We start from the raw sequence: 535 nt of genomic DNA, 5'->3' as shown, positions 1-535 counted from the left end.
CGAATATCGTTCATGAAATGAAACGACGGTATCCAGACATAAAGGTAGAAGTAAGCGAGCCACTTGGCACACATCCTTTAATGAGACGATTAATTGAACAACGTATTTGTGACGCATTAGCAGGTGAAGAACAACAAGTTGGAGTTATGGTTGTTGCACACGGCAATATTAATGGAAAGTTTACTAAGGCACACGAAGAGTTACAAATATGCACTCAAAATTTGCAAATTAGCAAGCCGACATATGCGAGAACGCTATATGGAGAGATTAGTTTTACACATGATTTAGAAAGCATCTCGAAACGGTATCAAAAATTGATTGTCGTACCATTATTTTTATACGACGGAAGGCTTGTTAACAAAGTGAAGCAGCAAATGAATGACATGGTTATTAATACAGATATACACATCACACCTTCAATTAACTTCGACCCAATTTTAAAGCAAATCATTAACGATAGATTAGAAAGCTTAATGATTCCGATGAAAATATAAAAGCACTAACGAAAAATTAATACCTTTTTTTGAAATAAATA

At 34.4% G+C, this 535-nt stretch carries 1 protein-coding gene; it reads left to right on the top strand.

Features of this window, described 5'->3' with window-relative positions; all coding sequences use genetic code 11:
- The coding region (locus IDG60_RS01515; RefSeq protein ID WP_206160409.1) for a sirohydrochlorin chelatase at positions 1-494 on the top strand (494 nt) is incomplete at its 5' end.
- Positions 495-535 lie beyond the last annotated feature (41 nt).

Source organism: Staphylococcus sp. EG-SA-2, from assembly GCF_017152085.1.
Note: the sequence above shows the minus strand (reverse complement) of the source record. Positions and strands in the feature narration are given on the sequence as shown.